The sequence below is a fragment of the Armatimonas sp. genome, assembly GCF_043760365.1.
Classification (GTDB): Bacteria; Armatimonadota; Armatimonadia; order Armatimonadales; family Armatimonadaceae; genus Armatimonas.
In genome coordinates, this window is sequence record NZ_JAYUPA010000528.1 from 1 (window position 1) to 1,598 (window position 1,598).

The 1,598-nt window shown below is 58.3% G+C and carries 2 protein-coding genes; one reads left to right on the top strand and one right to left on the bottom strand.

What is annotated here, in order from left to right:
- The coding region (locus ACH2EH_RS12295; RefSeq protein WP_395142062.1) for an adenosine kinase at positions 1-573 on the bottom strand (573 nt) is incomplete at its 3' end.
- Between the two features lie 132 nt (positions 574-705).
- Between ACH2EH_RS12295 and ACH2EH_RS12300 the strand changes: the two genes are divergently transcribed.
- Positions 706-1,598 (top strand): arylsulfatase (locus ACH2EH_RS12300; RefSeq protein ID WP_395142063.1); only part of this gene is annotated, 893 nt, incomplete at its 3' end.

The following is a 1,598-nucleotide window of genomic DNA, read 5'->3' on the forward strand; positions in this document are numbered from 1 at the left end:
ATCCGAGAGCGAGAGCGCGACTTTGGTACCGACTTGCTTAGCCTCACGCATGGCAAAGGTGACCGCTTCTTTCTGGGTGTCCGTGTCCCAGAGATAGCCTGTGACGTAGAGATACTTGCTGAGAACCAGATCCGGCACATTGATGTCTTCTGGGTGCAGCTCCTGGGAGACCCCCAGAAATGTCCCCATCGTGCGCTGGGCATCGGGCGTGATCAGCACCAGGCAGAGGCCGGTTTCTCCTGCAAGTGCCTCACCTAGATTCGGCTTGACTCCAAACTCCTCCAGGCTCGCTTTGTACATCGGCCCGTGCTCATCGCGGCCCACGCGGCTGGTGAAGCTGGTGGTGCCTCCCATCTGCGCGATACCAATTATCGTGTTCGCCCCGGAGCCACCGGCCTGGGTGTTCACAATATGGGTGTAGACCGCCGGAACCAGCGCCCGCTGCTCCTCGGCGGAGACGAGGCGCATCGTCCCTTTCTCCACGCCCAGCTCACTTAAAATCGTCTCGCTCACTTCTGCCTGGAGGTCAAAGAGCGCATTACACATCCCGAAAACATCGAATATTTTTTGCATTTCGCCCCATTGTAACACAGAGGCCCAACGGACTGAAACATTAGAGCAAAGCAAGATTCAGCAGCCTGATCCCAGATTGGGGTAGAGAAACAACCATGCCTGCGCTACGCTAATCTGTGCTAAAATGGCAGGATGAAGCAGCCCCATATTGTTATTATCCTCACCGATGATCAGGGCTTTGGCGATCTCTCCTGCAACGGCAACCCGGTTCTCAAGACGCCAAATATAGACCGCCTCCACGACGAAGGCGTTCGGTTCACCCACTTTCATGTCAGCCCGACGTGCTCCCCGACACGCGCGGCACTGCTCACCGGCAAGCACGAGATGCGCTCGGGGATCAGCCACACGATCTATGAACGCGAACGGCTCTCCCTTAAAGCCACGACGCTGGCGCAGGTGCTGAAGAAAGCAGGCTACGCCACGGGGATCTTTGGCAAGTGGCATTTAGGCGACGAAGATGCCTACCAGCCCGATAAGCGCGGCTTCGATGAGGTCTTTATTCATGGCGCGGGGGGAATCGGGCAGAGCTATCCGGGCACCTGCGGCGATGCACCGGGCAATACTTACTTCGACCCCGCGATCTGGCACAACGGACGCTTCGAGAAGACCAAGGGCTACTGCACCGATGTGTTCTTTGACCAAGCCACCCGCTGGATCGAAGAGAAGCGAGGGGGGAAAGCGCCGTTCTTCGCCTACATTACGCCCAACGCTCCCCACGGGCCGCTACAAGTGCGCCCTGAGGATGAGGCGCGCTACGCTGGGAAAGTAGATAAACAGGCGGCGAAGTTCTTTGGGATGATTGCCAACATAGACGACAATGTGGGGAAGCTCTTAGAGAGGCTCAAGGCACTGGGCATCGAGCGCGAGACCCTGGTGATCTTCATGAACGACAATGGCGGCACGGCGGGTGTGAAAGTGTTCAATGCCGGAATGCGGGCGTCGAAGAACACGGTCTACCAAGGCGGCACCCGCGCCGCATCGTTCTGGCGCTGGTCAGGGACGCTCAAGCCCGCCGACTGCGATCG